This window comes from Psychroflexus longus, assembly GCF_020164595.1.
Lineage (GTDB): Bacteria > Bacteroidota > Bacteroidia > Flavobacteriales > Flavobacteriaceae > Psychroflexus > Psychroflexus longus.
The window spans coordinates 66,433-90,914 of sequence record NZ_JAIQZE010000014.1 but is presented as its reverse complement, the minus strand read 5'-3'; the positions used below and the strand labels follow the sequence as shown (position 1 = coordinate 90,914).

23 protein-coding genes are annotated in these 24,482 nt (G+C 36.8%); 17 read left to right on the top strand and 6 right to left on the bottom strand.

Annotation, left to right across the window (positions count from 1 at the left end; all coding sequences use genetic code 11):
• Positions 1 to 112 precede the first annotated feature (112 nt).
• From LB452_RS12065 to tgt, 3 genes are all read right to left on the bottom strand, one after another.
• Positions 113 to 1,066 (bottom strand): acetyl-CoA carboxylase carboxyltransferase subunit alpha, encoded by a 954-nt coding sequence (locus LB452_RS12065; RefSeq protein WP_224461990.1) that lies wholly within the window; start codon positions 1,064 to 1,066, stop codon positions 113 to 115.
• Between the two features lie 74 nt (positions 1,067 to 1,140).
• Positions 1,141 to 2,217, bottom strand: a complete 1,077-nt coding sequence (locus LB452_RS12060) for an LptF/LptG family permease (RefSeq protein WP_224461989.1) — start codon at positions 2,215 to 2,217, stop codon at positions 1,141 to 1,143.
• Positions 2,218 to 2,226: 9 nt separating this feature from the next.
• Entirely contained in the window at positions 2,227 to 3,357 is a 1,131-nt protein-coding gene (tgt, locus tag LB452_RS12055) for a tRNA guanosine(34) transglycosylase Tgt (RefSeq protein WP_224461988.1), read from the bottom strand.
• 141 nt (positions 3,358 to 3,498) lie between these two features.
• Between tgt and LB452_RS12050 the strand changes: the two genes are divergently transcribed.
• Positions 3,499 to 4,344 (top strand): transketolase, encoded by an 846-nt coding sequence (locus LB452_RS12050; RefSeq protein ID WP_224461987.1) that lies wholly within the window; start codon positions 3,499 to 3,501, stop codon positions 4,342 to 4,344.
• A 45-nt stretch (positions 4,345 to 4,389) separates the two neighbouring features.
• Positions 4,390 to 5,346 (top strand): transketolase family protein, encoded by a 957-nt coding sequence (locus LB452_RS12045; RefSeq protein WP_224461986.1) that lies wholly within the window; start codon positions 4,390 to 4,392, stop codon positions 5,344 to 5,346.
• Between the two features lie 107 nt (positions 5,347 to 5,453).
• Here the strand turns inward: LB452_RS12045 and LB452_RS12040 are convergent, their stop codons facing one another.
• On the bottom strand, positions 5,454 to 5,882 hold the full coding sequence (locus LB452_RS12040) for a BLUF domain-containing protein (protein WP_224461985.1): 429 nt from the start codon (positions 5,880 to 5,882) through the stop codon (positions 5,454 to 5,456).
• A gap of 150 nt (positions 5,883 to 6,032) precedes the next feature.
• Here LB452_RS12040 and LB452_RS12035 point away from each other — a divergent pair, with 150 nt between their 5' ends.
• From LB452_RS12035 to LB452_RS11985, 11 genes are all read left to right on the top strand, one after another.
• A complete protein-coding gene (locus tag LB452_RS12035) occupies positions 6,033 to 6,803 on the top strand; it encodes a 3'-5' exonuclease (protein ID WP_224461984.1) in 771 nt (256 codons plus the stop codon).
• A gap of 11 nt (positions 6,804 to 6,814) precedes the next feature.
• Positions 6,815 to 7,429: a fumarylacetoacetate hydrolase family protein gene (locus LB452_RS12030; RefSeq protein ID WP_224461983.1), complete on the top strand. Its 615-nt coding sequence runs from the start codon at positions 6,815 to 6,817 to the stop codon at positions 7,427 to 7,429.
• A gap of 3 nt (positions 7,430 to 7,432) precedes the next feature.
• Positions 7,433 to 8,680, top strand: coding sequence for a competence/damage-inducible protein A (locus tag LB452_RS12025; RefSeq protein ID WP_224461982.1), 1,248 nt, complete (start codon positions 7,433 to 7,435; stop codon positions 8,678 to 8,680).
• An 84-nt stretch (positions 8,681 to 8,764) separates the two neighbouring features.
• Positions 8,765 to 9,004 (top strand): 50S ribosomal protein L28, encoded by a 240-nt coding sequence (gene rpmB, locus LB452_RS12020; protein WP_224454780.1) that lies wholly within the window; start codon positions 8,765 to 8,767, stop codon positions 9,002 to 9,004.
• A gap of 22 nt (positions 9,005 to 9,026) precedes the next feature.
• On the top strand, positions 9,027 to 9,209 hold the full coding sequence (gene rpmG, locus LB452_RS12015; protein ID WP_164004590.1) for a 50S ribosomal protein L33: 183 nt from the start codon (positions 9,027 to 9,029) through the stop codon (positions 9,207 to 9,209).
• A gap of 3 nt (positions 9,210 to 9,212) precedes the next feature.
• The gene (locus LB452_RS12010; RefSeq protein ID WP_224454779.1) at positions 9,213 to 9,365 is read left to right on the top strand and encodes a DUF4295 domain-containing protein; all 153 of its coding nucleotides are present in this window, start codon (positions 9,213 to 9,215) and stop codon (positions 9,363 to 9,365) included.
• Between the two features lie 104 nt (positions 9,366 to 9,469).
• On the top strand, positions 9,470 to 10,429 hold the full coding sequence (ftsY, locus tag LB452_RS12005) for a signal recognition particle-docking protein FtsY (RefSeq protein ID WP_224461981.1): 960 nt from the start codon (positions 9,470 to 9,472) through the stop codon (positions 10,427 to 10,429).
• A 3-nt stretch (positions 10,430 to 10,432) separates the two neighbouring features.
• Positions 10,433 to 10,735 (top strand): hypothetical protein, encoded by a 303-nt coding sequence (locus tag LB452_RS12000; protein ID WP_224461980.1) that lies wholly within the window; start codon positions 10,433 to 10,435, stop codon positions 10,733 to 10,735.
• Positions 10,736 to 10,835: 100 nt separating this feature from the next.
• Entirely contained in the window at positions 10,836 to 12,158 is a 1,323-nt protein-coding gene (gene rimO, locus LB452_RS11995) for a 30S ribosomal protein S12 methylthiotransferase RimO (RefSeq protein WP_224461979.1), read from the top strand.
• Between the two features lie 64 nt (positions 12,159 to 12,222).
• Positions 12,223 to 13,836: a bacillithiol biosynthesis cysteine-adding enzyme BshC gene (gene bshC, locus LB452_RS11990; RefSeq protein ID WP_224461978.1), complete on the top strand. Its 1,614-nt coding sequence runs from the start codon at positions 12,223 to 12,225 to the stop codon at positions 13,834 to 13,836.
• 3 nt (positions 13,837 to 13,839) lie between these two features.
• Positions 13,840 to 15,228, top strand: a complete 1,389-nt coding sequence (locus tag LB452_RS11985) for a pyridoxal phosphate-dependent decarboxylase family protein (protein WP_224461977.1) — start codon at positions 13,840 to 13,842, stop codon at positions 15,226 to 15,228.
• Between the two features lie 245 nt (positions 15,229 to 15,473).
• Here the strand turns inward: LB452_RS11985 and LB452_RS11980 are convergent, their stop codons facing one another.
• Positions 15,474 to 16,007: a DUF2911 domain-containing protein gene (locus LB452_RS11980; protein ID WP_224461976.1), complete on the bottom strand. Its 534-nt coding sequence runs from the start codon at positions 16,005 to 16,007 to the stop codon at positions 15,474 to 15,476.
• 233 nt (positions 16,008 to 16,240) lie between these two features.
• Between LB452_RS11980 and gyrB the strand changes: the two genes are divergently transcribed.
• The 4 genes from gyrB to secDF all read left to right on the top strand — a co-directional run bounded on the left by gyrB (position 16,241) and on the right by secDF (position 23,374).
• Positions 16,241 to 18,181 carry a DNA topoisomerase (ATP-hydrolyzing) subunit B gene (gyrB, locus tag LB452_RS11975; protein ID WP_224461975.1) on the top strand — a complete coding sequence of 647 codons (1,941 nt, stop codon included), beginning with the start codon at positions 16,241 to 16,243 and terminating at the stop codon, positions 18,179 to 18,181.
• 9 nt (positions 18,182 to 18,190) lie between these two features.
• A complete protein-coding gene (locus tag LB452_RS11970) occupies positions 18,191 to 19,207 on the top strand; it encodes a DUF6588 family protein (RefSeq protein ID WP_224461974.1) in 1,017 nt (338 codons plus the stop codon).
• A 25-nt stretch (positions 19,208 to 19,232) separates the two neighbouring features.
• Entirely contained in the window at positions 19,233 to 20,156 is a 924-nt protein-coding gene (locus tag LB452_RS11965) for a malate dehydrogenase (protein WP_224461973.1), read from the top strand.
• Positions 20,157 to 20,341: 185 nt separating this feature from the next.
• On the top strand, positions 20,342 to 23,374 hold the full coding sequence (gene secDF, locus LB452_RS11960) for a protein translocase subunit SecDF (protein WP_224461972.1): 3,033 nt from the start codon (positions 20,342 to 20,344) through the stop codon (positions 23,372 to 23,374).
• An 86-nt stretch (positions 23,375 to 23,460) separates the two neighbouring features.
• On the opposite strand, the gene LB452_RS11955 is transcribed toward secDF, so the two are convergent.
• The gene (locus tag LB452_RS11955) at positions 23,461 to 24,465 is read right to left on the bottom strand and encodes a 3-oxoacyl-ACP synthase III family protein (RefSeq protein WP_224461971.1); all 1,005 of its coding nucleotides are present in this window, start codon (positions 24,463 to 24,465) and stop codon (positions 23,461 to 23,463) included.
• Positions 24,466 to 24,482 lie beyond the last annotated feature (17 nt).

The window sequence follows — 24,482 nt, the reverse complement described above, 5'->3', positions numbered from 1 at the left end:
CACTCTGGCTTTTCCACAATGCGGTGTGGATAACCTCAAATTATTGTGGATAACTAAAAAAATCCAGATAAATATTATCTGGATTTTTATGTGAGATTATGTTTTGTAGGGTTTATTCAGAATAAACTCCAATGTCTATGAATTTTTGCATTCTTTTTTCAATCAAATCTTCTGGGGAAAACTTTTTCAATTCATCAAATTCACTCAATATAGACTTCGTTACAATCTCAAAAGTTTTCTCTCTGTTGCTATGTGCACCACCAAGAGGTTCTCTGATAATTTTATCTATAATTTTTAGCTTTTTCATGTCGGTGGCTGTCAATTTCAAAGCCTCCGCAGCTGTTTGTTTATGTTCCCAGCTTCTCCATAAAATAGAAGAACAGGATTCTGGAGAGATGACAGAATACCATGTGTTTTCAAGCATCATCACTGTGTCACCAACCGCAATGCCTAAAGCACCACCGCTGGCTCCCTCGCCAATGATAATTACAATAATTGGAACCTTGAGCTGGCTCATTTCCATGATATTTCTTGCAATAGCCTCACCTTGGCCTCTTTCTTCAGCCTCAAGACCTGGAAAAGCTCCTGGAGTATCCACCAGAGTTACTATAGGTAAGTTAAACTTCTCCGCTTTTTTCATCAAACGTAAAGCCTTTCTGTAACCTTCTGGATTGGCCATACCAAAGTTTCGATACTGGCGTGTTTTTGTGTTGTAACCTTTCTGCTGTCCTATGAACATGAAACTTTGCTCATTTATTTTTCCTAAGCCACCAATCATCGCTTTATCGTCGCCAAAAGTTCTATCTCCGTGCAATTCCATAAATGTATTACCGCAAATAGCATTGATGTAGTCTAAAGTATATGGTCGACTAGGATGTCTGGAAAGTTGAACTCTCTGCCATGCATTGAGATTGGAATAAATTTCCTTCTTCTTGTTGTCAAGTTTGGACTTTATTTGCTTGCAGGTTTCTGTGACATCTACTTCACTATCTTCTCCGATTTCACAAGCTTTTTCATATTGCTCCTGAAGTGCTTTTATAGGTAATTCAAAATCTAAATATTCCATGAATACAGTGTATTTCTTTAAAATCTAATTGGCAAATATATGAAAGATATATCTGTTTATCTCAAATTTACTGATTAGCGTTTTGATTTGAAAAGAAGGTAAATGGCAAGAATTCCAAATAAAATATTTGAAAACCAGACCGCCAGGAGTGGGGAAAATGTTGACTTTTCAGCAATGGTACCAAATACCTTATCCAGAAATATGTAGCCAAAAGCAATCACGATTCCAATCGCAAGATTAGCGCCCATGCCACCCCGTCTTTTCATTGCTGATACAGATACAGCAATAATAGTTAATATAAATGCAGAGACAGGAACACTCCAGCGTTTATAAGCTACAATCTGATAGCTGCTTATATTTGCAGAACCTCTTCTTTTTTCTATTTCTATAAATTCTTTTAGTTCTCCATAATCTAAAGTTTCTGCGATATATTCCACAGGAGTAAGCTCGTCAAATTCAAAAGGGAGAACCGTATCAATAGAAGATTTTCTCAAAATGATATCTTCTCTATCTTGTATGATCCGCTTTTCAAAATTGCTAAGCGTATATGTTGAATCTTCAGGATTGAACTTTAATCTGGAGGCTGAAATTTTGAATTTCATTTCGTTATTTTCAAAATGTTCTAAAGTGAAATTTCTAGCTGTTCTGGTGCTAGGCTGAAAATTTGTTGCAAAAATAAACTCTTCATCGTTCACTTGTCTGTAAACATTTTGAGTTTGCTGTGATTGTTTCCCTCTTTTGAAGTATTGATATTTAAATTCATTAAAACCCTGACTGGCATTCGGCACCAGGTACATCGTAAATATCAGAGCAACTCCGCAGACCAATGTTGCTCCTATAATATAAGGTCTCAAAAACCGCCAAAAGGAAATTCCTGAACTTAATATGGCTATAATTTCAGTATTATTGGCCAATTTGGAGGTGAACCAGATGATGGAAAGAAACAGAAAAATAGGGAAAAGCAAGTTGGCAAAGTAGATAGTGAAATTTCCATAAAAGACCAAGACCTCCTCCAAGGGCACTTCATTTTCAGTAATTTCATCAATCTTTTCTGATAAATTGACGATGATTCCTATAGGAATAAACATGAGTAACAGCGCAACAAAAGTGGCTAAGTATCTCTTTAATATGTACCAGTCAATTATTTTCAAAATCTAAAATTATAGTCTTACCGATAGTTTTTTAACCATAACGTCCTTCCAGGCTCTAAATGTTCCAGCTTGTATTTGTCTTCTTGCTTCTCTTACTAACCAAAGGTAAAACCCTAAGTTGTGAATGGTAGCAATTTGTTTTCCCAACAGTTCTTTTACGGAAAATAAATGTTTTACATAAGCTTTAGTGTATTCGGTATCTACCCAGGTGTAGCCTGCCGGGTCAAGAGTGGAAAAATCGTCCTCCCATTTTTTATTTTTGATGTTGATGGTACCTTCAGAAGTAAATAACATACCATTTCTGGCATTTCTTGTCGGCATTACACAATCAAACATGTCAACACCTAAAGCAATATTTTCCAATAAATTAGATGGTGTTCCCACTCCCATAAGATATCTCGGTTTATCCTCTGGTAAAATATCGGTAACGACTTCTGTCATGGCATACATTTCATCATCAGGCTCTCCAACAGACAAACCACCAATCGCATTTCCTTCCGCACCAACATTGGCGATGTATTCTGCAGATTGTTTCCTTAAGTCTTTATAAGTACTTCCCTGTACAATTGGAAATAAAGTCTGATCATGACCATAGAGTGGTGACGTTTTTTTCATGTGAGTCATGCAACGGTCGAGCCAGCGATGCGTCATGTGCATGGAACGCTTCGCGTAACTGTACTCGCAAGGATAAGGCGTGCATTCGTCAAAAGCCATAATAATATCGGCTCCAATTTCTCGCTGAATATCAACAGCACTTTCTGGAGTGAAAAGATGAGTAGAGCCGTCTATATGGGATTTAAATTTTACGCCTTGTTCATTAATTTTTCTATTGGCCGAAAGTGAATAAACCTGATAACCACCGCTATCGGTTAAGATATTTCTATCCCAATTCATAAATTTATGAAGTCCACCAGCCTTTCTTAAGATGCCAGTTCCTGGACGTAAATAAAGGTGATAGGTGTTTCCTAAAATAATGTCTGGATTTATCTCCTCTTTAAGTTCTCTTTGGTGAACACCTTTTACAGTAGCAATGGTACCAACAGGCATAAAAATAGGCGTCTCTATAACGCCATGGTCTGTTGTAATTTTTCCTGCTCTTGCTTTAGAATTAGGGTCTTTACTTAGTAATTCAAATTTCATATGTATTCTAATAGCCAGCAAATATACTCAACTCTATCAAACTTTTAATTCAGCTGAGGTATATTCGGATTGATAAATCTACAGACTGGTATTTTATAATAAATCCTTACTTTTGAGCAACTTAAAATTCTTAAATATCTCATGTCAACAACACAACATTTGCAAGATTTTGTTACACAAGTCAGAAGAGACATTCTTCGTCAGGTTCATCAAGTCAATTCTGGCCACCCTGGAGGTTCATTAGGATGTGCAGAATTCTTTTCAATACTTTATCAAGAAGTTATGGAGTATTCCAGCGACTTCGATATGGATGGAAAAAATGAAGACTTGTTTTTTCTATCCAATGGTCATATCTCACCAGTATTCTACAGTGTTTTATCAAGGTCAGGATTTTTTCCGGTTGAAGAACTTAAAACTTTTAGAAAAATCGACTCAAGACTTCAAGGTCACCCCACAACTCATGAAGGTCTTCCTGGAGTAAGAATTGCTTCAGGTTCTTTAGGTCAAGGAATGTCAGTCGCAATTGGAGCTGCCCTTACCAAAAAAATGAACAAGGATTCACATCTTATTTATAGCCTCCACGGTGATGGTGAGTTACAAGAAGGTCAAAACTGGGAAGCGATTTTATATGCCGGTTCCAAAGGAGTTGATAATCTTATCGCTACGATAGACTACAATAAAAAGCAAATCGATGGGGCGACAGATGATGTTTTGCCACTTGGAGATCTTAAAAAAAAGTTTGAAGCTTTCGACTGGAAAGTTTTAGAACTAAAAGAAGGAAATGACATTGAAGCTATTAAGAATACACTTGCAGCAGCTAAATCCCTGACCGGGAAGAAACAACCTGTTGTGATCTTGATGGAAACTGAAATGGGGAATGGTGTTGACTTTATGATGGGAACTCATGCTTGGCATGGTAAAGCTCCGAATGATGAGCAACTTGAAACAGCTTTAGCTCAAAACCCTGAAACTCTTGGAGATTACTAAAAAGCTTTTCTCATTAAATAAAAAAACTAGAAAGACCACACAATAATGAAAATATACAAAAACACAGGAAATATAGATACACGTTCTGGATTTGGAGCAGGCTTGGCAGAACTTGGCAAATCCAATCCAGATGTAGTTGCGCTTTGTGCAGATCTGACAGGATCTCTCAAAATGGACGAATTCAAAAACAATCACCCAGACCGATTTTTTCAAATAGGGATTGCTGAAGCGAATATGATTGGTATTGCCGCAGGAATGACCATTGGTGGGAAAATACCTTTTACGGGTACTTTTGCCAATTTTTCTACGGGTAGGGTTTATGATCAGATTAGACAATCTGTAGCCTACTCAGGGAAAAACGTTAAAATTTGTGCTTCTCACGCTGGTTTAACATTAGGGGAAGATGGTGCAACTCACCAGATTTTAGAAGATTTAGGCTTGATGAAAATGCTTCCAGGGATGACTGTTATCAATACCTGTGATTACAATCAAACCAAAGCAGCGACCATCGCGATTGCCGAGCACGACGGTCCCGTTTACTTAAGATTCGGAAGACCAAAAGTAGCTAACTTCACTCCAGAAGACCAAACCTTTAAAATCGGAAAAGCAGTAACACTCACTGAAGGTAACGATGTAACGATTATAGCAACTGGACATTTGGTATGGGAAGCTTTAGAAGCGGCAAAGGAATTGGATGAAAAAGGAATTTCAGCCGAGGTGGTCAATATACACACCATAAAACCACTTGATGAAACTGCTATTCTTAAGTCAGTAAGAAAGACAAAATGTGTTGTGACTGCAGAAGAGCATAATATGCTTGGAGGACTTGGAGAAAGTGTAGCCAGAACTTTGGCACTTCATCATCCTGCACCTCAGGAATTTGTAGCTACAGAAGACACATTTGGTGAAAGCGGAGAGCCAATTATGCTTCTTGATAAATATGGCTTAAATGCTAAAGCCATTTCAGAAAAAGCTGAAGCGGTTATACTAAGAAAAGAGTAGTTCAAAATAAAAGTGTCTCGTCGAGAGCAGTTGAGACCCTATTTAATCTAATAAACCTCAGGGTATAGATATAAAAAACCTTCGGAAAGCAATTTTCCGGAGGTTTTTTAGCTTGAAAGTGTTTTTACAAAATCGTACAATACTGTCAATACAGGGTGATTTTTAATGTCTTTACCATTCAGGAAAACATCTTCCAGGTGAAGATCTTCTTTTCCTACAATTTCTTTGATCTGTTTATCATCCACTTCCTTATAAGCCATAGACCAGTCCTTAAATTGACGCTCTGTTAAGCTTCCGGAATCCAGCATAATCATTTCAGTGTGCCTTTTGTCCTTACTTATAGATTCATATACTTTATCAATTTCTTCAGCTGGGCCTTCTATATATTGAACGAATTTTCCTTGGATAAGTAAAAGAATACCAGTTATTGCTAAGCGCTTATTTTTATCTCTGACCTGAAATAAGAAATCCTCAATACTTTGCTTTGTCATTATGCGAGATTGGGAACTTATATAGGATACAAATTTTAAAGACATCTATGGTTGGATTGATTTGATCGTAATTTAATCTTTTTTTTCGAAATTTCAAGACACACTTTTTTGCCTAGCCTAAGGCAATTATTTCAAATTTTAGTTAATTCAGGATTTCTTTGGCTTCAAATACTAACTTTGCATAAAATATCTATAATGGAATTAAAGTTGACGCGTCCTATCTGTTTTTTTGATCTTGAAACGACAGGTACAAATATTTCAAAAGACAGAATTGTTGAGATTTCAATTCTCAAAGTTTTTGAAAACAATAATAAAGAGAGTTACACCTGGAAGGTGAATCCAGGAATACCAATTCCAAAAGAAACTACTGCTATTCATGGCATTAGCGATGAAGATGTAGTCAATGAACCAAAATTTGATGAGTTGGCACCAAAAATCAATCAGATGATTAAAGGTTGTGATTTGGCAGGTTATAATAGTAATCGGTTTGATATTCCATTGCTTGCCGAAGAAATGTTGAGAGTAGGAATTGATTTTGATTTAAAGAAGGTTAATGCAGTTGACGTACAAACCATTTTTCATAAGAAAGAGAAAAGAACTTTGGAGGCAGCTTATAAGTTCTATTGTGATAAAGACCTGACTGATGCCCATAGTGCTGAAGCAGATACAAATGCGACTTACGAAGTTTTGAAATCTCAGCTCGATCGTTATCCAGATTTAGAAAATGATACCAAATGGTTATCGACCTACAGCGCTCACAAGAAGTTTGCTGATTTGGCAGGCTTTATTGTTTTGAATAAAAAAGATGAAGAAGTCTTCGGTTTTGGAAAGCATAGAGGTAAAAAGGTAGAAGACGTCTTAGAGAAAGAACCCGGCTATTTTGGTTGGATCCAAAATTCAGACTTTCCACTTTATACCAAAAAAGTCCTGACAGCGATTAAGCTGAGGAAATTAGCGACTAAATAAATTATACCGTTATGAAACTGATTTGTATAGGTAGAAACTACGCTAAACATATTTCTGAATTAGATAGCGAAAAGCCAGATCATCCTGTTGTGTTTATGAAACCGGATTCTTCGGTCTTACTAAGAAACAATCCGTTCATTATTCCTTCTTTTTCTGATGATGTGCACCATGAGGTTGAAGTATTGGTCAAAATCAAAAAGGTTGGAAAGCACATTCAGTCTAAATTTGCTCATAAGTATTATGACGAAATCGGTTTAGGGATTGACTTTACCGCCAGAGATATTCAAAATCAATTGAAAGATAAAGGTTTGCCCTGGGAAAAAGCTAAAGGCTTTGATGGTGCAGCTGTGATTGGAGAACGCTGGTTTCTTAAGTCAGAGCTTGAAAATTTCAATGACATTTCATTCAGATTAGAAAAAAATAAAGAAATAGTTCAAGCTGGATCTACCTCAGAAATGCTCTGGAAAATCGACGAGCTTATCGCTTATGTGTCTCAATATTTCACGCTCAAAATTGGAGATATTATTTTCACTGGTACACCTTCAGGAGTAGGAAGAGTTGAAGAAGGTGATGTATTAGAAGGCTTTATTGAAGAGTCTTCGTGTTTTTCAATTCAAGTTAAATAAATTATGCAAGCAGAAATAATTACGATTGGTGATGAGATTCTTATTGGCCAGATTATAGACACCAATTCAGCCTACATCGCCAAACAACTCAATAAAATTGGTGTAGACGTTTATCAAATCACTTCCATTGAAGATGAAAAGACTCATATCTTAAATGCGTTTGAAGAAGCTTCAAAGCGGTCTAATATTATCATCATCACTGGAGGCCTTGGCCCGACTAAAGATGATATTACCAAACATACTTTTTGTGAGTACTTTAATGATGAGTTGGTGTTGGACCAAAAGGTGTTGGATCATGTAGAAGATATTTTCAAAAAATACGTCAATACTCCAATTCTTGAAGCGAACCGCTCTCAAGCCTGGATTCCTTCTCAGGCGATTACACTTCATAATGAGTACGGCACCGCGCCAGGAATGTGGTTCGAAAAAAATGGAGTGGTCTATATTTCTATGCCTGGTGTTCCTTATGAAATGAAATCCATTTTGACAGAACAGGCGATGCCGAGATTACAAGATCGATTTAAAACGCCTTATATCATTCATAAAACAGTTTTGACTTATGGTTTGGGTGAAAGTGCCATTGCCGAGCGAATTGAAGATTGGGAAAATGAATTACCTCCTTATATCAAGCTGGCTTATCTGCCAAGTCTAGGGAGAGTTCGGTTGAGGTTGAGTGCTCGAGGAGAAGATGAACAAGTCCTGAAAGACGGTTTGAGCTCTGCAGTAGAAAGCTTGAATCGAATCATCGGAGACATCATAAAAGGTTATGAGGATGAGCAAACTTTGGAAGAACGCATCGCTGAAGCTTTTACGACTAAAGGCAAAACCTTAGTTACTGCTGAAAGTTGTACTGGAGGAAGATTGGCAGCAAAATTTACTGAAATTCCAGGGGCATCTTCTTATTTTAAAGGCTCTGTTGTGACCTACGCCACCTCGGCAAAAAGTGGTGTTTTAAAGATTTCTAAAGAACTGATTGAAAAATACTCTGTCGTAAGTTCTGAAATTACAGAAGCAATGGCCATTAAAGCCAAAGCGATGTTCAATTCGGATTTTGCTATAGCGACAACTGGCAATGCCGGTCCCACTAAAGGTGATAGCAATGCAGAAATCGGAACCATTTTTATAGCTATTTCCACGCCGGAAGAGACACAAGTTCATGAATTTCAATTTGGTAAACATCGCGAGCGTGTGACACAGAAAGCCGTAAACAAAGCCTTAGAGTTGATTTATGAAGTCATTTCGAAAAATTGAAAATCAGTAAAATTTATTTTTTCTAATTCAGAAAAAAGTCGTTAATTTGCAACCTGTTTTTAATAACATCTAAAAGTATATATAATGTCAAGAGTTTGTGAGCTTACTGGAAAAAGAGCATTGTCAGGAAATAACGTTTCCCACGCATTAAATAGAACTAGACGCAAATTTAGCGTCAACTTGGTTAAGAAGAGATTTTACATCCCTGAAGAAGATAAATGGATATCCCTTAAAGTATCAACTTCAATCTTAAAAACCATCAATAAAAAAGGAATTCACGCTGTTTTGAAAGAAGCTCGTGCTAAAGGATTCTTGACTAAATAAGAGATTATAAAGCATTAAGATTATGGCAAAGAAAGGCAATAGAGTTCAGGTTATAATGGAATGTACAGAGCACAAAGATTCTGGACTTCCTGGAACTTCAAGATATATTACAACAAAGAACAAAAGAAATACTCCAGATAGACTTGAGCTTAAAAAGTTCAACCCTATCATGAAGAAAATGACTGTTCACAAAGAAATTAAATAAGTTATGGCAAAGAAATCGGTTGGTACAGTACAAACGGGAACAAAAAGACTTACAAAAGCTATCAAGATGGTGAAATCACCAAAATCTGGAGCTTATGTATTTGTAGAAAAAATAATGAATCCAGAGGAAGTCAATGATTTCCTAAAGAGCAACTAAATTTAGGACTTTATTATATATGAAGCCGTCGCTAATCATGCGAGGGCTTTTTTGTTTTGTCTATATTTGTTATGAATTAAGTCCTAATCTTGATAACATAAATAATGAGTTTTTTCAAAAAAATATTCTCAAAAGAGAAAAAGGAAAAGTTAGATGAAGGTTTGGAAAAATCTAAATCTGACTTTTTTGGTAAACTGAGTAAAGCGGTTGCCGGTAAATCAAAAGTAGACGAAAGTGTTTTAGATGATCTTGAAGAAATTCTTGTTTCCAGCGATGTTGGTGTAACTACGACCATCAAAATAATTGACAGAATAGAAGCTAGGGTAGCAAAGGATAAATACCTCGGTACAGACGAACTCAATCTCATATTGAGAGAAGAAATTGCAGGCTTATTGAGTGAATCCGAAAACGGAGAACTTGAAAGTTTAGAACTGCCAGAAGGTAAAAAACCTTATGTGATCATGGTTGTTGGTGTGAATGGTGTTGGAAAAACGACGACCATTGGCAAACTTGCAAAACAATACAAACTGAAAGGCAAAAAAGTGGTTCTTGGAGCTGGTGACACCTTTAGAGCTGCTGCTGTCGATCAATTACAGATTTGGGCAGACCGCGTTGGTGTTCCGATTGTAAAGCAGAAAATGGGAAGTGATCCTGCTTCAGTTGCTTTCGATACCGTACAAAGCGCTGTAAAACAAGATGCAGATGTTGTTATTTTGGATACTGCAGGGCGACTGCATAATAAAGTTAACTTAATGAACGAATTGACCAAAATAAAACGAGTAATGCAAAAGGTTACTCCTAATGTCCCGGATGAGGTGCTTTTAGTTTTAGACGGGTCTACAGGTCAAAATGCTTTTGAACAAGCCAAGCAATTTACAGCGGCTACCGAAGTTACAGCACTTGCCATCACAAAACTAGACGGGACTGCAAAAGGTGGAGTTGTAATAGGAATAAGTGATCAGTTCAAAATTCCTGTAAAATATATTGGAGTAGGGGAAGGGGTAGATGATCTTCAGATTTTTAATAAGTATGAATTTGTCGATTCATTTTTTTCAAATAAATAATACATGACTGAGCAAAGACCAAAGCCGTTTTCAGCAGCAAAGAATAAACTCATCATCACCAAAATCATTGTGATTTATTCTGCATTTTTTTTAGTTCTAAAACTTTCAGCAATCTTTCAGGGAGGTTGGATTGCTTCAAACTTGCTGGTAGCATCACCAATTGTGCTTTTGGGACTTCTGGGATTTTATTTTCTTAAAACTAACTCTACAAACTGGCTCTACGCTATTGGAAGTATTATCGTCATATCCGCTATGCGGTACTACGAACAGGATTTAATACTTTGGGTTCATAACACAATAGCCTAATCTTTAATTATTTATATCTAGTCTTTTAGTTAAGCTTTAAGGCAACTTCATCTTCAGTCAGTTTCAGAGATCGTATCTTTGCAATTCAATTTTAAAATACATGAGAACAAAGTCAATCAAAAAAAATAAAATCAACGTTGTTACCTTAGGTTGCAGTAAAAATATTTACGATTCTGAAGTTTTAATGGGTCAGCTTAAAGCTAGCGGTAAAGAGGTTGCACACGAAACTGAAGGAGATGTTGTGGTGATTAATACCTGTGGTTTTATTGATAATGCCAAGGAAGAATCTGTCAACACGATTTTAGATTACGTTCAAAAGAAAGAAAATGGCGAAGTTGAGAAGGTTTTTGTGACAGGATGTTTATCGGAACGCTACAAACCAGATTTACAAAAGGAAATTCCAAACGTTGATCAATATTTTGGTACTACTGAACTTCCAGCTCTACTAAAAGCACTCGGCGCTGACTACAAGCATGAATTGATAGGTGAACGTTTGACGACGACCCCAAAGAATTACGCCTTTTTGAAAATTGCTGAAGGCTGTGATAGACCTTGTTCGTTTTGTGCCATCCCGTTAATGCGAGGTGGACATAAATCTACCTCTATCGAAGATTTGGTGACTGAAGCTAAAAATCTAGCAAAGCAAGGTGTCAAAGAATTGATTTTGATCGCCCAGGATTTGACGTATTACGGTTTAGATTTATACAAGAAAAGAAACCTGGCAGAATTACTCAAAGAACTTGTAAAGGTAGAAGGCATTGAATGGATCCGTTTGCATTATGCATTTCCAACAGGTTTTCCAACCGACGTCCTCGACGTCATAAGAGAAGAACCCAAAGTTTGTAATTATATAGACATACCGCTTCAGCATATTTCAGACCATTTGTTGAAATCCATGCGAAGAGGAACCACCCATAAAAAAACTACTGATCTACTTTACAAATTCAGAAGGGAAGTGCCTAACATGGCTATCAGAACTACATTGATTGTTGGATATCCTGGGGAAACTGAAGAAGATTTTCAGGAATTGAAAGACTGGGTAGCTGAAATGAGATTTGAGAGACTGGGTTGTTTTACCTATTCTCACGAAGAAAATACGCATGCTTATAACCTTGAAGATGACGTACCTGAAGATGTCAAAATTAAGCGTGCCAATGAAATTATGGAAATTCAATCTCAGATTTCATGGGAACTGAATCAGCAAAAAATCGGAGAAACCTTCAGATGTGTGATCGATAGAAAAGAAGGTGGATACTTTGTTGGAAGAACTGAATTTGACTCCCCAGATGTGGATAATGAAGTTTTAATCGATGCTCAAACTCATTATTTAAAAACTGGAGAATTTGCTGAAATCAAAATTACAGATGCCGGCGATTTTGATTTGTATGGAGAACCAGTCTCTGTAGATGCGATTTTGAATTAACTTATCTTTTAAAGCTTTTTAAAATGCCTCCTCTATATTTGCGAGTATTCTAAATTCTTAAAACATGGCTGACTGTTTACCTTTTCGATCCACAGGTTTTTTTACTGATTTGATTTCAGATTACATCGAAGAAAAGAAAAATTTAAAGCCATTTTACAATAGATTTCCTTCTATTGATAATTTTAAAGCACAAATAGAAGAGAAGAGCAAATCTTATGATCAAGATAATCGAAAGGGTTTAGTTGAAGTGTTGACAAATCAATACAAGTCGTTATCAACTTCAGAAGAAACACAGCAACATATTGATTTACTTATAGAGAATTCTACTTATACAGTTACGACTGGTCATCAACTGAATTTATTCACTGGACCACTTTATTTCCTGTATAAGATTGTTTCAACCATCAATTTGGCTAAGCAACTCAAGGAAAAATATCCTGACGACAATTTTGTTCCCATTTACTGGATGGCTTCAGAAGATCATGATTTTGATGAAATCAATTTTTTCAATTTCAAGCAAAATAAATTAGAATGGAAAAAGGATGCAGAAGGAGCAGTAGGTCACTTGTCAACTTATGGATTGGAGGAGTTATCCAAAACCATTGAAAAAGAATTCGGAAAAAGTGACAATGCTGAGTATCTCAAGGGGCTTTTCAAAGTGGCATACCTTGAACATGAGACTTTAGCCAGCGCCACTCAGTTTTTGGCCAATGAGCTTTTTGGAGAGTATGGCCTTGTCGTTCTAGATGCCGACGATGCTATATTGAAAACCATGTTTACTAAGCATATCAAAAATGATTTGCAATACCATACTGCCTTTCGTCAAACCGAAAAACAAGCTGATAAACTAGCCGATCTTGGCTACAATATTCAGGTCAATCCCAGAGAAATCAACTTATTCTATATGCATGAAAGCATAAGGGAAAGAATCGTAAAACAGGATGATAGGTATCTAGTTATCGATTCAGAATTAAGCTTTTCAGAACAAGAAATTTTAGATTTTGTTGATGAACACCCTGAGCGATTTTCGCCAAATGTTGTCATGAGACCGCTTTATCAGGAAGTGATTCTTCCAAACTTGGCCTACATCGGAGGTGGCGGAGAATTGGCATATTGGCTGGAGCTAAAATCTTTATACGAAGCAGAATCCGTCACTTTCCCAATACTGATGTTAAGAAATTCAGTTTTATTATATTCTGATAAAACAGCAAAAAAGCTTAAAAAATTGGACACTGAAATCAAAGATCTATTCTTGACTCCTGATGCTTTAGAAGCTAAGCAAACCAAGAAAAATTCTTCAATTGATATCGATTTTCAAAGTCAAAAAGAGATTTTAGAAAAGCAGTTTACGGATTTATATGAGCTAGCTGAAAAAACAGATCAATCGTTTTACGGAGCAGTGGCTGCGCAAGAGAAAAAGCAAAAAAACGGTTTGGATCATCTTGAAAAACGACTGCTAAAAGCTCAAAAGCGAAAGCTAAAAGATGAAAACGAACGCGTTTTGGAATTACAACGCATGTTGTTTCCTAACCAATCCTTACAAGAGAGAACTTTCAATTTCAGTGAAATTTATTTGGATTACGGAGATGAACTTATTCCAAAATTAATGGAAGAACTAAATCCTTTCCAATTCGAATTTCTCTGTCTGGAACTAACTATTTATAACACAAAATCATAAACTATGAAGAGCATGCACGCTGTTGATATGGAGACTGTCGAGATGACACTCGATATCATGAAATATGCGATCAATAGAATATCAAATACATCACCCGAATTAGGAAAACCAAAACAGGAGCATGAATTATTGGAACTTGTCGGAGATACGGTGACTAAAGAAGGGATAGGAGGAGAGAAAGCTTTTCAATTATTCAGAGACATTTTGGTGAAAGCGTCTGTCCCGGTCGATCATCCCAGACATCTCGCATTTGTACCTGCTGCACCAACACGGGCAGCGGTTTTGTTTGATCTTGTCACTTCTGCGGCTAGTATTCACGGCGCATACTGGATGACTGGTGGTGGCGGAATTTTCTGCGAAAACAGAGCTATGGAATGGTTGGTTTCTCTCACAGGAATGCCAGAAGGAACTTTTGGAGTTTTCACTAGCGGTGGAACAGCAGCCAATCTATCAGCAATAGTTACTGCAAGAGAATACTGGAGATCCATCAACGATGACAACAAAAAGCTGAAAGGACTTATAATTACTTCAAGCGGTGCGCATTCCTCTGTAAAAGCTATGGCTCAGGTTATCGATGCGGATATTATAACTGTAGATGACAATGATGAGCATAAACTCACTAAAGAATGCCTGGAGAAAGAAATCAAAAGTTTATCAGATTTCGATAGAAAACGCTTGTTTGCGGTTGTAGCAACTGGTGGAACTACAAATGCTGGAATCATCGATGATTTAGACGGAGTGGCAGAGGTGACGGAAAAAGAACAGCTTTGGTTTCATATAGATGCTGCTTACGGTGGAGCAGCCTTGGCCGCACCTTCTGTAAGACATCTTTTCAATGGTATTGAAAGAGCAGATAGTGTAACTATTGATCCACACAAATGGATGTTTTCTCCCTACGATTGTGGAGCCATTATTTACAAAAATATGGAGTTGGCCAAAAATGCTCATTCCCAAAAAGGTGCTTACCTGGATATTTTTAAAGACGAAGGTGCCCAGGGGTTTAATCCATCAGATTATCAAATTCAATTAACCAGAAGGCTTCGGGGTCTTCCATTATGGTATTCTCTTGCTATGCACGGGACAGATCGTTACACCACAGCTATCGAAAGAGGTTTGGAATTGGCAAATAATGCGGCTAAGCAAATCGAACAATTACCACATGTAGAGCTAATTCGTGAGCCAGGACTTTCCTGCGTGTTATTTTCGAGAATTGGATGGACTGCAGAAGATTATAAGGAATGGACTTACACCAACCACGATAGCGGATTTGCCTTAGTCACTCCCACCAAATGGAATTCACAGGAAGGAGAAATCACCTGTGCAAGATTTTGTTTTATCAATCCAGATACTACCGAAAAAGACGTTAAAGAGATTTTGGAGTCTATGAAATAAGTTTTTTCAATGTTGAATTTATTCTGAATTTGATTCTGTTTTTTTAATGCTTTTAGATACATTGCTTGAGGCCATGAGTTAACTTGATGATCCAGTCTTTATCTAGAAAGATTTAAAGTTTCTAAGAACAAATTCAGTAAAAAATCACCTGAATTAGATTTAGAAAATTTTTAAAGCAAATGAGAACAAAAAATCCCAATCTTTTGATCAAAAGACTGGGATTTTTTTGGAATTAATCTGAATTATTATTCAGCTTTCCGGATAGGGATTTCTACAAAAGTGTCATCCCATCCCATTAGAAGGTCAGAGCCATTTGCAGCAGGTTTGAAGGTGATTGAAAAATCTTCTACCGGTGCAGCAGTATTTCGTGTAGGTACACTAGTTCTCAAAAGATCTAAAGATTCATCATAACTATACGCTCCCCAAACATTAATTTGTTCGTTCACAATTATAGTCCATTTGTCTTTTTCTGGTATGGTGTATAATGAATAGGTGCCTGGTTCAACCTCAACACCGTTAAAGAGGACATCTTCATAAAATGTAATTTCGGTAGCCTCGTTGGCTCCAGTCCTCCAAACTTTATTGAATGGAACTAATTGACCAAAAATTTCGCGGTTGTTCTTTTTAGGCCTGCTATAAATAATTCTTGCCAGTGGAGAATTGTCCTGATTTCTGGTGATCACTGCATCCATTGGACTTTTGTCCAGATCCTTAAATTCTTGAGCTGTCGTAGTAAGTGTAACTAAGCTTAAAATAAGAAACACGTTAAATAATTTCATAAGTCTAAAATTTTAAACAAGTTTAAATCTAAGTTTCCTCTTTATGAGTTTAATTCTTGTTAAAGTAATATTTATAGTGTTACAGAAATAGCTTTTCAGGCTGATTTTACAATTTCTAAGAAAAAACACCGTTCAGGATTTTAGCTCCAACATAATCGATTTAATAGCGTTAAAAACTTCAAAAAACACATCCGATTTACTATATTTGTTTGTTGTTAATCTAATAATAAATTATGAGCGAAGAAGTCAAAAAACACAATTATTCGGCTGATAGTATTCAGGCTTTAGAGGGTATGGAGCACGTAAGATTGCGTCCATCCATGTATATAGGAGATGTAGGAGAGCGAGGTCTTCACCACTTGGTTTATGAGGTGGTAGACAACTCTATAGATGAGGCTATGGGTGGCTATTGTGATAAGATTGACTTGATCATAAATGAAGATGGATCTGTAACGACTATGGATAACGGTCGTGGAATTCCTATCGACATGCACAAGAAGGAAGGTGTTTCGGCACTGGAAGTAGTCATGACCAAAATTGGTGCTGGTGGTAAGTTCGATAAAGATTCTTATAAAGTATCTGGAGGTCTTCACGGTGTAGGAGTTTCTGTAGTGAATGCACTTTCCGTAAAACTTCACGCACGAGTTTTTAAGGATGGTAGAATCTGGGAACAAGAATACACCCGTGGAAAAGTGGATTATCCTGTAAAATCTACAGGTGATACAGAGATGAAAGGAACTGAAATCACTTTTAAGCCCGATTATGAGATTTTTAAAGAATCAGTCGAGTTCAAATATGAAACCTTAGCCAAGCGTTTAAGGGAGTTGGCCTTTCTAAATAAGGGTATTAAAATTTCTTTGATTGACAAACGTCAAAAGAACGAGAATGGAGAGTACCGTTCTGATGCCTTCTACTCTGAAGAAGGATTAAAAGAGTTTATTCGTTTTATAGACGCTAATCGTGATCCAATTATCACGGATGTTATAGCTATGGAGGGAGAAAAGAATGACATCCCGGTAGAAGTTGCTATGATTTACAATGACTCTTACGGTGAGAATCTGCATTCTTACGTTAATAATATTAATACACACGAAGGTGGTACCCATTTGTCTGGTTTCCGAAGAGGTTTAACGGCTACTTTAAAAAAATATGCCGATAACTCTGGAATGCTTGACAAATTGAAATTTGAAATTACCGGAGATGACTTTAGAGAAGGACTTACAGCTATTGTTTCTGTAAAAGTAGCTGATCCACAATTTGAAGGACAAACCAAAACCAAATTAGGTAACCGCGAAGTAACTTCAGCAGTATCTCAAGCAGTTACAGAGATGCTTGAAATTTACTTGGAAGAAAATCCTAATGATGCTAAAACCATAGTTCAAAAAGTAATTTTAGCTGCTCAAGCCAGACATGCCGCTAAAAAAGCGCGTGAGATGGTTCAGCGTAAAACTGTGATGAGTGGTGGAGGTTTGCCAGGAAAACTTTCTGATTGCTCTGAAACAGATCCAAATGCATGTGAAGTTTTCCTTGTTGAGGGAGATTCTGCGGGCGGAACTGCCAAGCAAGGTAGAGATCGTAATTTTCAGGCCATTTTGCCTTTAAGAGGTAAAATTCTGAATGTTGAAAAAGCAATGCAACACAGAGTGTTTGAAAATGAAGAGATCAAAAACATATATACTGCACTTGGTGTAACGATTGGAACCGAAGAAGATACCAAAGCCCTAAACCTCTCAAAATTACGATACCATAAAGTCATCATCATGTGTGATGCTGACGTCGATGGTAGTCACATTGCTACACTTATCCTTACATTCTTTTTCAGATACATGAAAGAGTTAATTGAAGCGAGTCATATTTACATCGCGACACCTCCCCTGTATTTGATTAAGAAAGGAAGTAAAAAACGCTATGCCTGGTCTGAGAAAGAAAGAAATGAAATTGCAAACGAATATAAAGGAGGAGTAAGCGTTCAGCGTTACAAAGGTCTTGGTGAAATGAATGCTGAGCAACTTTGGGATACCACTATGAATCCTGAAAATAGAATCTTGAGACGAGTCACTATTGATGATATGGCAGAAGCAGATAGAATTTTCTCTATGTTGATGGGAGATGAAGTGCCACCACGAAGAGAATTTATCGAACAAAATGCTGTTTACGCAAATATTGATGCTTAATACAAAGGGATGAAAAGCTTAAAGCTTATTTGTTTGATTCTTTTATCGGTTTTGTCTGTGGAATCTTATTCACAAAATGGAATCAGAAACCTTCTTTCATCAGGCTTCGAAGATGCGAATAGATTTGCAAACGCATACACCAGGCCTGGATCCGATGCCATCATCTTTGGTTTGGCTAATGGATGGTATAATACAGCCAAAGTTAAAAATCTTGGCGGATTTGAAATTTCTATCATTGGTGGTGTTTCACAGATTGGTAATAAGAATACTTCTTTTGCTATAAACGAAAATGATTATAACTTCCTGAGGTTTGAATCTGGTCCTTCAACTCAACAAGTAGGGACTGTTTTTGGACAGAATTCACCAGAGGTGACCATGAATATTGTAGAGGGAGGCCAGGAATTGGGCTCAATCACATTGCCACAAGGTTTGGCTTCAGAAAATGTAGAATATTTGCCCAATATTATTTTGCAAGGAAGTGTAGGCCTGCCTTTCAGTACCGAACTGAAATTGAGATTCCTTCCTGAAATTGAAAACAAAGATGTGACTTCACAATTCTATGGGGCTGGATTTCAACATGAATTTACAGACTGGATACCAGGTTTTAAAGTTTTACCAATCGCAATTTCTGGCTTTGTAGGTTACAATAAATTTGAGGGAGAGTATAGATTTTCAGAACAATCTAGTTTGATATCAGCCACCAATCAAAGCATAACTACAGATATTAATTCCTGGCATTACGCCGTGCTGGTGTCTACAAAACTTCCGGTTATCAATTTTTATGGAAGTTTGGGAGCTGTCACAGGATCTGCAGACACTCGATTGAGGGGAGAATATACGATTGAAACGGGAGTCGCGGAAGTTGAAGGTCAAACAATTACAGATCCAATCCGATTGGATTCTTCAGTAAATGGTTTAAGAGCCACCTTAGGAACCAAGCTCACATTGGCCTTTTTTAGGTTGAATATAGATTATAGTTTTCAGGAATTCAATACATTGAATGTTGGAATCAATTTTGGAATTTAAATATTAATTATAAAATAAATTTAAGATGAAAATTACAGTAGTAGGTGCTGGTGCCGTAGGTGCTAGTTGTGCAGAGTATATAGCAATTAAAGATTTTGCTTCAGAAGTCGTTCTTTTAGATATTAAAGAAGGTTATGCAGAAGGAAAGGCGATGGACTTGATGCAAACAGCAACACTTAACGGTTTTGATACAACAATTACAGGAACAACAGGAGACTATTCCAAGACTAAAGATTCTCAAGTTGCAGTAATTACCTCTGGTATTCCTAGGAAACCAGGAATGACAAGAGAAGAACTTATCGGAATCAACGCTGGTATCGTAAAAGATGTCGCGTCACAATTGGTAAAACATTCACCAGACGTTACTATAATCGTCGTGAGTAACCCAATGGATACGATGACATACCTAGCTCACAAAGAATTGAATCTGCCTAAAAACAGAATTATAGGAATGGGTGGTGCTTTAGATAGTGCTAGGTTTAAATATAGACTAAGCGAAGCTTTAGAATGTCCAGCATCTGATGTGGATGGTATGGTCATCGGTGGTCATAGTGATACAGGAATGTTACCTTTAACTCGTTTAGCAACACGTAATAGTGTAAGAGTGACAGAATTTCTTTCTGAAGAAAGACTTTCTCAAGTGTCTGAAGATACTAAGGTAGGAGGTGCAACTTTAACGAAATTACTTGGAACAAGCGCTTGGTATGCACCAGGAGCTGCGGTTTCTTCTTTAGTTCAATCCATAGCTTGTGATCAGAAAAAAATGTTCCCATGTTCTTCGCTTTTAGAGGGTGAATACGGACTTAATGATATATGTATTGGAGTTCCAGTTATCATTGGTAAAAATGGAATCGAAAAGATTGTAGACATCGATCTTAACGATGAAGAAAAAGCAAAACTAAAAGAAAGTGCAGAAGCAGTAAGAAAGACAAATGGTCTTTTGGAATAGTTTCAAACTTTTATAAAAAAAAACAGACCCGACATTTGTCGGGTCTGTTTTTTTGAATCACAAGTACCTTTTTAAGGGGTAAAATAGGCTTTCAAAAGTTAAAATTATCTTTAATAAAAAAATTGCCATTTCTATATCGAAAACCTATATTTGCCTGATTTTATAACAGCACTAATAATTTAAAAATGCAGAATAAAGGACTCATAAAGCTATTTGCTATCCTATTTGGTTTGGTAAGTATTTACCAATTGTCATTTACGTTCATAGCTAACAATGTTGAAGAAAAAGCAGAAGCTTTTGCAGAAAGACAAATTTCTGAAGGTGAAGAAAACTTCACTGAAAAGCGAGCAGTTATCGTAGATAAATACCTTGACTCTATTGGTAATGAGCCGATTTTTGCTGGTATTACTTACAATACCTCCAAAGATAAAGAGCTTAACAAGGGCTTGGATTTGAAGGGTGGTATTAATGTAATACTTCAAATATCTGTTCAGGATCTTTTAAAAGGTCTTGCTAATGATTCAAAAGACCCTGCTTTCAATCAAGCTTTAAGAGATGCTCAAGAAGCCAGGAAAAACAGTCAAGATAGCTATTTAGAATTGTTTTTTGAAGCTTTTGATAACATCGAGGGCGCAAAGCTGGCCTCACCAGATATCTTTGGAACTAAAGCACTTGCAGATGAAATTAGCTTCGATATGACTAACAGTCAGGTTAGGCCAATCATCAATAGAAAAATCGACGAAAGCGTTACTTCAGCATTTGAAGTTTTAAGAGAGCGTATCGACAAGTTTGGTGTAACGCAACCAAACATTCAACGTTTAGGTGAATCTGGGAGGATTCTTATTGAATTGCCTGGCGCAAAGGACATAAGCCGAATTCAAAATCTTCTACAAAGCACTGCTCAGCTTGAATTTTGGGAAGTGTATAAAGCCAATGAGCTTTCTGACTTTTTAGTGACTGCAGATGCAATCGTTGCTGAGAACATGAAAGCAGAAGACGCTAAGTCTGAAGAAGACCAAGCGCAAACTTCAGAAGAAGGTCAAGAAACTACAGATGAAGATGATTTAGAAAGGTTACTTTCCACAGAAGATGATACTGATGAAGATTTTACAAAATCAAATCCGCTTCTTAGTTTAGTCCAGTCTGCAGGTCAGCCACAAGGTCCAGTCATTGCTTATTTTGCGATTAAAGATACTGCTAAGGTGAATTCATATTTATCTATGCCTCAGGTAAAATCACAATTACCTTCAGATAAAAGATATGCGGAATTTGCATGGGGAAAGCCACCTAAAGACTCTGAAGTCATTGAATTATACGCATTGAAAGGGAATAGTAACGATGATCCACCTTTGAGTGGGGCAGTTGTTACTGATGCTCAGCAAACTTATGATCAAGTAGGTAGAGTTGCTGTGAGTATGCAAATGGATGGTCGTGGAGCCAAAATCTGGGAAGATATGACCGGTAAAGCTTCAGCCCAAGGTACTCAAATCGCTATTGTATTGGATAACATTGTTTATTCTGCTCCTGGTGTTTCTAGTGGAGCTATCTCCGGAGGAAGGAGTGAAATTACTGGACAATTTACTATTGAAGAAGCACAAGATTTAGCGAATGTTTTAAGAGCTGGTAAATTACCTGCTTCAGCTGATATTGTTCAAAGCGAAATCGTAGGTCCTTCTTTAGGCCAGGAAGCAATTGATAGTGGTATACTTTCATTTGCTATCGCTCTAATATTCGTTTTATTATATATGATCTTTTACTACGGTAAAGCTGGTTTGTATGCTGACATTGCGTTAGTAGTAAATATTTTATTCATATTCGGGGTTTTATCAGGACTTGGAGCTGTACTTACATTACCTGGTATTGCAGGTATCGTGCTTACCATTGGTATGTCGGTAGATGCGAATGTCCTTATTTTCGAAAGAATCAGAGAAGAAATAGCCAAAGGTAAAACACAAGCCGAAGCCATCAGCGACGGTTTTAGAAATGCATTATCCTCCATTCTTGATGCGAACATCACTACAGGTCTTACCGGTTTAATCTTATTAACCTTTGGGACGGGTCCAATTAAAGGTTTTGCAACCACTTTACTTATAGGTATTGTAACCTCTTTATTTTGCGCAATATTCTTAACTCGTTTATTCATTGCTGGAGGTGGTAAAAAAGGAAAATCCTTGCCATTCTCTACTAGCTTAACTAAAAATTGGTTCCAAAATGTTGATATAAATTTCTTGAAGAAAAGAAAAGTAGCTTACATCATTTCAGCAATTGCTATCCTGATAAGTGTTGGATCATTAGTTACCAAGGGTCTTAATCAAGGTGTTGATTTTGTAGGTGGTAGAACCTACACAGTAAGATTTGATCAGCCGGTTAATCCTTCAGAAATTGAATCCAATTTAATTCAGGAACTGCAAAGTGTTGAGGCAAAAACATACGGTGCTTCTAGTCAATTAAAAATTACTACCAACTTCAAAATTGAAGAAGAAGGAACAGGCATTGATGACGAGATTCAAAATATTTTATTCAATGGCTTAAAAGAGTATTTGCCTAGTGGAATTACAATAGATGAATTTAAAATTGGCGATAACAGTTCCAACGAAAAATTCGGGATAATGTCTTCAATGAAAGTTGGGCCAACTATCGCAGATGATATTAAAACTGCTTCTTATTATGCCATTATAGGATCACTCATAGTAGTATTCCTATATATTCTTATAAGATTTAGAAGATGGCAATTCTCCCTTGGTGCAGTAGCCGCAGTCATCCATGATGTTATAATAGTCTTAGGCTTATTCTCTCTATTATATAATGTATTACCATTCAGTTTAGAGATTGATCAAGCATTTATAGCAGCGATCCTCACTGTAATTGGTTATTCCTTAAACGATACGGTTGTTGTGTTTGATAGAATTCGTGAGTTCTTCAACGAGCATCCAACCTGGAAAATGGATAAACTAATCAACCTGGCTGTAAGTTCAACGATAAGTAGAACAATCAACACCTCTTTGACAACTCTTGTTGTATTGGTAGCTATATTTATCTTCGGAGGTGATAGCATAAGAGGATTTATGTTTGCCCTTATCATTGGGGTAATTGTAGGTACTTATTCTTCTGTCTTTATTGCTACACCAGTTATGTTTGATTCTGTTAAGAAAAAAGGTATTGATCTAGCTGATAAAAAGCCTGAAGACGTTGAACAAAAAGATAAGCTTAAGATGTAAGCATCAATTTATAGTTAAAAAAAAGGTCCTGTGAATAGTATTCACAGGACCTTTTTTTGGTCTAAATAAAAGTTTTTAATAAATCTCTACCAGCGTATGATAACACTTCCCCATGTGAAACCACTTCCAAAAGCAGCAAGAACCACCAAGTCGCCTTTTTTGATTTTTCCTTTTTCCCAGGCTTCTGTCAGTGCAATTGGAATAGAGGCAGCTGTGGTGTTTCCGTACTTTTGAATGTTATTATGAACTTGGGTATCCTCTAAGCCTAATTTCTTTTGAATAAATTGAGAGATTCTTAAGTTAGCCTGATGGGGAATGAACATGTCGATGTTTTCTTTCTTCAATCCATTGAAATCTAAACCTTCATTAATGACTTCTGAAAATCTTACCACTGCATTTTTGAATACAAGTTGTCCATTCATCTTCGGATAGTAGGGAATATCTTCTTGTGGATTCTCAGCAATAATTTCTGGCACCCATTTTTCTGTTGAGGGTCCTCTTAAAGAAAGTTCATCTATGTACTCTCCCTGAGAATGTAAATGCGTGGATAAAATCCCAGATTCATCATCGCTTCTTGTTAAAACTGCAGCTCCGGCACCATCACCAAATATGACAGAGACATGTCTGCTTCGATTGGTCATGTCTAAACCTCCACTGTGATTTTCACTTCCTATGACTAAAACATTTTTATACATTCCTGTTTTAATGAATTGATCTGCAACAGATATCCCGTAAACAAAACCGCTGCATTGATTTCTGACATCCAATGCTGGACAAGTTTTGATACCTAGTTTCTCTTGAATTTGAACTCCACACCCAGGGAAATAGTAGTCTGGACTAAGCGTGGCAAATACAATAAGATCTATTTCATCTTTATTGATTTCTGCTCTATCAATAGCTTGCTTAGCAGCCTTCAGCCCCATTATAGCTGTTGAATTTCCATCTCCTTTTTTGATGTGTCTTCTTTCCTGTATTCCTGTTCTTTCCTGGATCCACTCATTTGAAGTATCCATGAGTTTACTCAAATCATCGTTAGTAACTATATTATCAGGAACATATTTTCCTAAACCTATTATTTTTGATTGATACATATTTTTTAATTATTTAA

Coding starts and splice junctions, on each gene's coding strand:
- LB452_RS12025 (WP_224461982.1), top strand. CDS start 7,433: ATGCAAGCAGAAATAATTACGATTGGTGATGAGATTCTTATTGGCCAG.
- gyrB (WP_224461975.1), top strand. CDS start 16,241: ATGAGCGAAGAAGTCAAAAAACACAATTATTCGGCTGATAGTATTCAG.
- rpmB (WP_224454780.1), top strand. CDS start 8,765: ATGTCAAGAGTTTGTGAGCTTACTGGAAAAAGAGCATTGTCAGGAAAT.
- LB452_RS11985 (WP_224461977.1), top strand. CDS start 13,840: ATGAAGAGCATGCACGCTGTTGATATGGAGACTGTCGAGATGACACTC.
- LB452_RS11965 (WP_224461973.1), top strand. CDS start 19,233: ATGAAAATTACAGTAGTAGGTGCTGGTGCCGTAGGTGCTAGTTGTGCA.
- tgt (WP_224461988.1), bottom strand. CDS start 3,357: ATGAAATTTGAATTACTAAGTAAAGACCCTAATTCTAAAGCAAGAGCA.
- rpmG (WP_164004590.1), top strand. CDS start 9,027: ATGGCAAAGAAAGGCAATAGAGTTCAGGTTATAATGGAATGTACAGAG.
- LB452_RS12030 (WP_224461983.1), top strand. CDS start 6,815: ATGAAACTGATTTGTATAGGTAGAAACTACGCTAAACATATTTCTGAA.
- LB452_RS12050 (WP_224461987.1), top strand. CDS start 3,499: ATGTCAACAACACAACATTTGCAAGATTTTGTTACACAAGTCAGAAGA.
- bshC (WP_224461978.1), top strand. CDS start 12,223: ATGGCTGACTGTTTACCTTTTCGATCCACAGGTTTTTTTACTGATTTG.
- ftsY (WP_224461981.1), top strand. CDS start 9,470: ATGAGTTTTTTCAAAAAAATATTCTCAAAAGAGAAAAAGGAAAAGTTA.
- secDF (WP_224461972.1), top strand. CDS start 20,342: ATGCAGAATAAAGGACTCATAAAGCTATTTGCTATCCTATTTGGTTTG.
- LB452_RS12035 (WP_224461984.1), top strand. CDS start 6,033: ATGGAATTAAAGTTGACGCGTCCTATCTGTTTTTTTGATCTTGAAACG.
- LB452_RS12045 (WP_224461986.1), top strand. CDS start 4,390: ATGAAAATATACAAAAACACAGGAAATATAGATACACGTTCTGGATTT.
- LB452_RS11970 (WP_224461974.1), top strand. CDS start 18,191: ATGAAAAGCTTAAAGCTTATTTGTTTGATTCTTTTATCGGTTTTGTCT.
- LB452_RS12010 (WP_224454779.1), top strand. CDS start 9,213: ATGGCAAAGAAATCGGTTGGTACAGTACAAACGGGAACAAAAAGACTT.
- LB452_RS12065 (WP_224461990.1), bottom strand. CDS start 1,066: ATGGAATATTTAGATTTTGAATTACCTATAAAAGCACTTCAGGAGCAA.
- LB452_RS12000 (WP_224461980.1), top strand. CDS start 10,433: ATGACTGAGCAAAGACCAAAGCCGTTTTCAGCAGCAAAGAATAAACTC.
- LB452_RS11955 (WP_224461971.1), bottom strand. CDS start 24,465: ATGTATCAATCAAAAATAATAGGTTTAGGAAAATATGTTCCTGATAAT.
- rimO (WP_224461979.1), top strand. CDS start 10,836: ATGAGAACAAAGTCAATCAAAAAAAATAAAATCAACGTTGTTACCTTA.
- LB452_RS11980 (WP_224461976.1), bottom strand. CDS start 16,007: ATGAAATTATTTAACGTGTTTCTTATTTTAAGCTTAGTTACACTTACT.
- LB452_RS12040 (WP_224461985.1), bottom strand. CDS start 5,882: ATGTCTTTAAAATTTGTATCCTATATAAGTTCCCAATCTCGCATAATG.